Here is a 7,138-nt window from a genome sequence, read left to right as displayed (position 1 = left end):
ATGCGCTTCAAGGTGACTCCTTGCGCTGTCGTGGAACGCCTCTTGCGTCCCATGCGTCAGTAAAGGGATAGCCAGGAACATACAGTGCGGATCTTGGAAACCTGAAGCCGCTCGGGCCCTGAAAAATGACGACAAGTCGGGCGTGACATTTTCGTGACGTTTGAGTGATCATGTCACCCCTCTCCGTGGTGGTTGCCGTGAGGATATTTCCGCAGATCAACATAAGGATGTTGTTAGCGTGACTCCTGAGGCCCCAGTGCCAGCGAAAACGAGCGTTCATGATCAGTGTGATGCAGATCACAAGGCTTTCATGGCACCAGATGACGGGTCGGTGCGTCCAAAGCGCCCACAAACGTGCGCTCAACACATAGACAGAGGGGCCCGGCGGATGCCGGACCCCTCTGTTTGGAACGGATGAGCCGAAGATCAAGCCTTCAGCTCAGACAGCCGCATCGTCAGCCGGCGATCTTGCCGGACCACACGTTCGCAGCGGCCTTGTAGACGGAGTTGGTCTCGCCGTCGAAGTAGGGGCTGGAGATGTAGTCGACGCGGTCGTTGCCGTCCTGGTCGTTGAAGGTGCTGGTGACACCGTTCACGTAGCCGAGACGCTTGGCGTTGCTGTACTTCAGCAGCCAGGGGCCACCGTCGGCGCCCTCAGTCATGGAGCACTTCAGCGCGATGTGCTCCTCGATCTTCTTGGCGGCGGAACCAACGGTCTTGGCCGTGGTCTTGCCGTAGCACCACTTGGGGGTGACGCCGGTGAAGTTCTTGTGACCGTCGGGGTGCGCCGCGGCCGGGTAGCCGAAGGTGCGGATGTACTTGCCGGTGGGCTGGTTGTAGGCGAAGCCCTGACCGCCGACGGCGTCGCCAAGGCGACCGGCGTCCGCGAAGCCGAAGGCGTCCGGGGTCTTGATGAAGTAACCGACGATCTTGAAGTAGTCCGTCGCGTCAGCGTCGATCTTGACCCACTGCTTGACCCAGTACTGGGTCTTGTACCAGCCGCCGTTCTTGGCCTCGACCTTGCCGGGGAACTCGCCCTTGGCCTTCTTAGCCACGAGCTCCTTGTACTCGGCCTCGGAGATCGCGAACTCCTTGGCGCTCTGACCCTTCTCGCCGGTGGCGAGGTTGATCACGCACCAGCTCGGGCACTGCTCGCCGTTCTTCTTGGTCGACGTGTACTTCGGCGCGTTCTTGTACTCGTACTCGGTGACCTCGACGCCGGTCAGCTGCAGCGAGTACGCGTCGTCCTTGCCGGGCTTCTTGTAGTCGTGACCGACCTTGTTGACGGCGCCCTTGGACGTCTTGGTCGTGTACGGACCCTCGGGGCCGTACTTCGAGACGCCCGCGTCGTACTCGTCCTTGGTGATCTTCTCGAGCTTGACGTCCTTCTCGCCATTGAAGGCGTCGAACTCCGACTTGCTGACCTGCTTGACCCCACCCTGAGTGGTGGAGAACTTGAGGCCGTTGTAGACGGTGACGAACGCGTAGTCGCGGTCGAAGTCCTCGTAGACGTCGAAGTCGTAGTGCGTGAACGCCTGCTTACCGACGTAGATGCCGAACGGCGCCTTGCCCTGGTAGTAGCCGGGGACGAAGACCCACTTCGACATGACGTCGGAGTTGCCCGCCGTGTCGTACACGCAGTGGCCGGCCGTGGAGACCAGGTTGCGGTACCGGGACTGGATGGAGGTGGCCGAGCACCACTTGCGCTCGCCCTTGGAGTTGACGAAGAACACCTTGCCGATGGTCTTCGGCATGTTGACGTTCTGCGACTTGCTCGCGGTCTTCTTCTCTTCGCCGATCGGCGCGACGACACCGGGCTTGGTGTCGGCGCTGTAGCCGCCGGTCGACTTCAGCTTGGCCACGTCCTTGCTGTCCCAGATGTTCGACTGGGTCGCGGCCTTGAGGGCGGCACCGTTCGACTCGGCCCAGTACTGGGCGACGGCCTTGGCGACAGCGGCGTTCTTCGCCATCGAGTCGCTGGCGACGTCAGGGGCGGCGTGAGCGGTGCCAGCCAGGCCGGCGGCCAGCAGACCGGTGGCCAGAACGGCGCCACCGGCGGGGAGGAGGATGCGCTTCAAGGGAACTGCTCCTTGCTCTGTCGTGGGGCGCAACATGCGTCCCATGCGTCAGTAAAGGGATAGCAAGGACCATAACGCGGTGATCTTCGCAGGTGGAAGCCGTTCTGGGGCATCGGGGAAGCGCCCTTACCTGCGTGACATTTCCGTTATCTGTCAGAGATGATCGCGCGCCGTGATCGGCACGCCACGTTTTCGCAGGGTCTCGTGGGGTTGTGGCGCATGAGACAAAAGTGCAGTGAGTGAGCGAACACGTTGCGTGATGAGCTGAATGTGACTCAGATCACAGGAACCTGATGGCACCGAATCGACGGTCGCTCCGTCTAATATCACTCGATCTTGCCAGGAAACGTTCAGGAAACCGGCTTCGCGTTCACATTTCGGGCGCCAGTCGTGACCCTGAGTGATCACGTTGGCGCGGTCCATGGAGGGCGCATAAGAAGCGGGCCGCCCCGTGGGGCGGCCCGTCGGTCGTTCAGTCCGGTTCCGGTACGGCGGTGCCGGAGGTTTTCAGGAAATCGGGGGGCGACTTCTCCCAACGTGGCACCTTCAGCGTGTTGAGCGCCGCCGTGATCTGGCGCTCCTCGAAGGCGAAGTGGGACTCCATGATGGCTGCGAGGCCGTCGAGCTCCCGCCGTACCCGCTCAGCGTCGTCGCCCATGGTCCGGGCGTCGCGGACCAGGGCCTCGATCCTGCGCAGGATGTCTGCAACCAGGTGGTGGTCCTGTTGCAGCTTCTCCAGAACGGGGCGGAGGTCGGGGAACTCGTCCGCCAGGACGGGGAAGGCGGTGCCGTCCTCACCGGTGTGGTGCCGTTCGAGGGCCGAGCAGAAGGTCAGGCAGTGGGCGCGGAGCTCGCGGGGGTGGTGGGCCTGCCCGTCGAGGAAGGCGTCGAGGTTGTCGCGCAGCTCGGAGAGCTCCTCGCGGAGCCAGGAGTGAACGTCGATCAGCTGCGTGCCGAACGCTTCGAGACGTTCGGTGGGGTTGATGGGTGGTTGCACATGTTTCCCAGGTTTTCGGCGCCTCCATGCCCGCGACGGTCTCTTTGCCGGGTGCACTGCGACGCTGACCCGGGATCTCATCACCTCTTTGGCGGAGCGGTCAAGCCGCGGTCGCCTGGCGGCGGTCCCTGGGAGAAGCGGGTGCGACGGGAAGTGGCCGGGCATGCGAAAGGGCCCGGGTGAGAGACCCAGACCCTTTCGGGAGCCGTAGAAGTCACCGGCCACTGTCACCGCTGGACGTCACTCGCTGTCGAACAGCTCCTCGACACTGCTGGCTGTGATCGACTTCGGGAACCATGCGCTCAGCTGGTTGGTGTCGGAGCATTCGAGGATGCGCTGTTCCGCCTCGGGCGGGACGTCAATGCCTCGCGTGCGGAACGCGAGGACGATGTCCTTGGCTCTGGCTTTGGCTGTGCCCCTTGCTTCACCCTTGGCTTCACCCTCGGCTGCGCCCTTGGCTTCGCCCTCGGCGACCCATTGGCGGACGTAGTCGCTCTTGTACTTATTGGTTCCGACTGCCATGCGTCCCTCACTCGCTGTCGAACAGCTCCTCGACACTGCTGGCTGTGATCGACTTCGGGAACCATACGCTCAGCTGGTTGGTGTCGGAGCATTCGAGGATGCGCTGTTCCGCCTCGGGCGGGACGTCGATGCCTCGCGTGCGGAACGCGAGGACGATGTCCTTGGCTCTGGCCTTGGCTTCGCCCTCGGCTAGGCCTTTGGCTTCGCCCTTGGCTTCGCCCTCGGCTAGGCCCTTGGCTTCGCCTTCGGCGACCCATTGGCGGACGTAGTCGCTCTTGTACTTGTCGGTCCCGACTGCCATGAGTCCCTCCATGAACCTCCGCGCCGCTACCTTGGGTAGCAGCGCCAGCACGACATCAGCATAGGTGCTACCCAGTCCGTCGGCCATGAACGGCGCTGCCTCGCAGAAGACATCCATGGCCTCCTGTCCCGCGGGTCCGCGTTTGCGCCCGTGTGCGACCACGGACAGTGCGGCGAGCTCCGGCTCGGCGATGGCTTGCGCGACGTCCGTGATCCTGGGCAGTTGATCGGGGCCCATGACCAGAGGGGCGAGCCTCCACCCCGGGTGGCCCATGTCGATCGGGACGGCGCATTTTCTGGCCGTCGCGCGGCTCAGGCACATCACCAGCAGCGCGGTGTCGCACTGCAGGCGGGCGCGGAGGGTGGCCAGGTATACCGGCCAGCTCCACCGTTTGTCGTCGTCGGGACGTATTTGCACCTCCAGGACCACACCGAGGACCGGCTTGTTCTCCGCCCTGTGCACGATCACGGCGTCGGCTCGGTATTCGGTGGGCTTGCAGTCGACGAGATTCTCCGACTCGACGCGCACCTCGTCGTATCTGGCGGGCGTCATGCCCTGCCCGTGGATGAGGGTCGCTGCGAGCGTGGGCCTATTGCGGAAGAGATCGATAACGGTCTCATGAGGCATGGATGGCACGGCGAAGACTTTACTTACAGTTGTCTGTCCGTGACAGTCAGTTCGCAAACCCGGGCATGAGAAAGGGCCCGGGCGAGAAGCCCGGGCCCTTTCGGGAACGCAGGAGCTACTTCAGCAGCTCGCCGTTCGGGCCGACGATCTTGCCGGACCCCATGTTCTTGGCCGCGTTGTACACAGCGGCCGTCTCACCGTCGAAGTACGGCGAGGAGATGTAGTCCACGCGGTCGTTGCCGTCCTGGTCGTTGAAGGTGCTGGTGACACCGTTCACGTAACCGAGGCGCTTGGCGTTGCTGTAGTTGAGCAGCCAGGGGCCGCCGTCGTAGCCGGGGGTCACGGGGCACTTCAGCGCCACGTGCTCCTCGATCTTCTTGTCGGGGGCGCCGACCGTCTTGGCCGAGGTCTTGCCGTAGCAGTGCTTGGGGGTCACGCCCGTGTACGGCTTGCTGCCGTCGGGGTGGGGCGCATACGGGTAGCCGAAGGTGCGCACGATCTTGCCGGTCGGCTGGTTGTAGGCCAGGCCCTGGCCGCCGACGTTGTCGCCGAGACGGCCCGCGTCCTCGGACAGCACGATGTAACGGCCGCCGAACTTGGGTCCGACGAAGCGGTTGTAGTCGCGGCTGTCGACCTGCTTGACGCCGGTGAAGCGGATGCCGTTGTAGACGGTGACGAACGCGTAGTCGCGGTCGTAGTCCTCGTAGACGTCGAAGTCGTAGTGCGTGAACGCCTGCTTGCCGACGTAGATGCCCCACGGCGACTTGCCCTGGTAGTAGCCGGGGACGAAGACCCACTTGGACATGGTGTCGGCGTTGCCGTCGGTGTCGTAGACGCAGTGACCCGCGGTGGCGACCAGGTTCTTGTAGTTGCCCTGGATGGAGGTGGCCGAGCACCAGCGGGGCGTGCCGCTGGCGTCGAGGAAGAACACCTTGCCGATGGTGCGGGGGATGTTGACGTTCTGGGCCTTGCCGGAGCTGGTGGAGTTCCCGGTCGGGGCCACCATGCCGGGGCTGCCGTCGGGGGTGTAGCCGCCCTTGGAGACGAGCTTCTTGACCTCGCTCGAGTCCCAGTGGTACGCGCTGGCCTGGCGGAGGGCGGCGCCGTTCGACTTCCACCAGAAGGTGGCGATGGAGGCGGCGTCGCTGGTGTTGCGCGCCATGGGGTCGGAGGCGACGTCGCGGGCGGCCTGGGCGGTGCCGGTGGAAAGGCCAGCGGCCAGGAGACCGGTGGCCAGGATCGCACCACCAGCCGGGAGGAAGATGCGCTTCAAGGTATAACTCCAGGTTTCCTTTGCGCTGACCGTGACGCCTCTTGCGTCCCAAGAGTCAGCAAACGGATACCGGGGAACCTACAGCGACGGCTTTGGTCATGTGAATTTCCACTTGATCAAGTCAAGGGACAGATCGGGCGAACCACTCCGGCCGTGATCTGCCCGAGATGAAGTGACCTTGTGTGGTCTGTGCTGATCAGCGCGCTTCTGACGCGTGAGTGATCAAATGGTTGCCCCGAGTTCGTGTGATCTGAGCCACATTTTCAGGCGGTGGGGTCGCTCGCGGCGTGGTCGTAGACCTCGAACGTCGTCGTCGTGAAGTACGGCGAGGACACCGCGTCGTACTTGCCCGTCCCGTCGAGGTTCCAGGTGAGGCTGTTGACCCCGTTGAGGTAGCCGAGTCCGGTCGAGGCCTTGTAGCCGAGCGTCCACGGGCCGCCGCTGGCTCCGGCGCTGAAGTCGCAGCCGGTGAGCAGCACGCCCCACTGCAGGTTCCGCGGGGGGTTGACGGTCCGCTTGGTCCTGCCGTCGCACGTCTTGAGCGTGCGGCCGTCGAACGGGTGCGAGTTGTCGGGCTGGGCGCCCGCCGGGTAGCCGAAGGCGTGGACCAGGTTGCCGGTCTTCTTGCCGATCGTCAGGCCCAGGCCGCCGACGTTGTCCTCGAGCCGGCCGACGTCCTTCATGACGGCCTTGCCGTTCTCGGTCGTCCAGCGGAACCCGCGGTGCACGGAGACGAAGGCGTAGTCGTAGTCGTAGTCGCCGATGGCCGCCCAGTCCTCGTGCATGTGGAGCATCGCGCCGACGTAGACGCCGTCGGGGGCCTCGCCGTTCTTACCGGGGTTGGGAACGAAGACCCAGTTGGCGCTCTTGCCGAGGCGCGGGTCCCACGCGCAGTGGCCCGCGGTGGCGACGAGGCTGCGGCTCCTGGAGGCGACCGCGCTGGCCGAGCACCAGTACTCCTTGCCGCCCAGCTGAAAGAAGACCTTGCCGATCGTCTTGGCCGTGCCGCCCTTGACGGGCGCGGTGGGCGCGATGTCACGCGGCGCGCGCTTCTTGGCCAGGCCGTTGGTGATCACCGAGCCCGCGGACGTGGAGGGCGAGGACTGCGGCGAGGACCCCTTGGTGCCGGGGGTGGCGGGGGAGTAGCTGTCGGCGTCCTTGAGGCGCTCGGGCTTCCAGTACTCCGCGACCTTGCGCATCTCGGGCTCGGACTTGGCCAGCGGCTCGGAGTAGACGTAGTCGGGCGGATCGACGGTGGCGGCGTGGGAGACCCCCGTGAATCCGGGCAGCATCAGCAGAACGCCGCTGGCGGCGGCGATCGCGAGTTGCCTCATGCGGGG

The 7,138-nt window shown here is 64.7% G+C and carries 6 protein-coding genes; all 6 read right to left on the bottom strand.

What is annotated here, in order from left to right; all coding sequences use genetic code 11:
- Positions 1 to 455 precede the first annotated feature (455 nt).
- Positions 456 to 2,078 carry a trypsin-like serine peptidase gene (locus tag ACFXJ8_RS41670; RefSeq protein ID WP_379650737.1) on the bottom strand — a complete coding sequence of 541 codons (1,623 nt, stop codon included), beginning with the start codon at positions 2,076 to 2,078 and terminating at the stop codon, positions 456 to 458.
- 472 nt (positions 2,079 to 2,550) lie between these two features.
- On the bottom strand, positions 2,551 to 3,075 hold the full coding sequence (locus ACFXJ8_RS41665; RefSeq protein ID WP_379650735.1) for a hemerythrin domain-containing protein: 525 nt from the start codon (positions 3,073 to 3,075) through the stop codon (positions 2,551 to 2,553).
- 240 nt (positions 3,076 to 3,315) lie between these two features.
- On the bottom strand, positions 3,316 to 3,597 hold the full coding sequence (locus ACFXJ8_RS41660; RefSeq protein ID WP_379650733.1) for a hypothetical protein: 282 nt from the start codon (positions 3,595 to 3,597) through the stop codon (positions 3,316 to 3,318).
- Between the two features lie 7 nt (positions 3,598 to 3,604).
- A complete protein-coding gene (locus tag ACFXJ8_RS41655; RefSeq protein ID WP_379650731.1) occupies positions 3,605 to 4,534 on the bottom strand; it encodes a hypothetical protein in 930 nt (309 codons plus the stop codon).
- A gap of 106 nt (positions 4,535 to 4,640) precedes the next feature.
- A complete protein-coding gene (locus tag ACFXJ8_RS41650; RefSeq protein ID WP_379650729.1) occupies positions 4,641 to 5,798 on the bottom strand; it encodes a trypsin-like serine peptidase in 1,158 nt (385 codons plus the stop codon).
- 263 nt (positions 5,799 to 6,061) lie between these two features.
- Positions 6,062 to 7,132: a trypsin-like serine peptidase gene (locus ACFXJ8_RS41645; protein ID WP_379650727.1), complete on the bottom strand. Its 1,071-nt coding sequence runs from the start codon at positions 7,130 to 7,132 to the stop codon at positions 6,062 to 6,064.
- Positions 7,133 to 7,138 lie beyond the last annotated feature (6 nt).

The organism is Nonomuraea sp. NPDC059194, assembly GCF_042754765.1.
Taxonomy (GTDB): Bacteria; Actinomycetota; Actinomycetes; order Streptosporangiales; family Streptosporangiaceae; genus Nonomuraea.
This window is presented reverse-complemented; position numbering and strand designations above follow the sequence as displayed.

What these genes read in the sequence shown, in the direction of transcription:
- ACFXJ8_RS41660 (WP_379650733.1), bottom strand. Translation starts at nt 3,597, where the DNA reads ATGGCAGTCGGAACCAATAAGTACAAGAGCGACTACGTCCGCCAATGG.
- ACFXJ8_RS41645 (WP_379650727.1), bottom strand. Translation starts at nt 7,132, where the DNA reads ATGAGGCAACTCGCGATCGCCGCCGCCAGCGGCGTTCTGCTGATGCTG.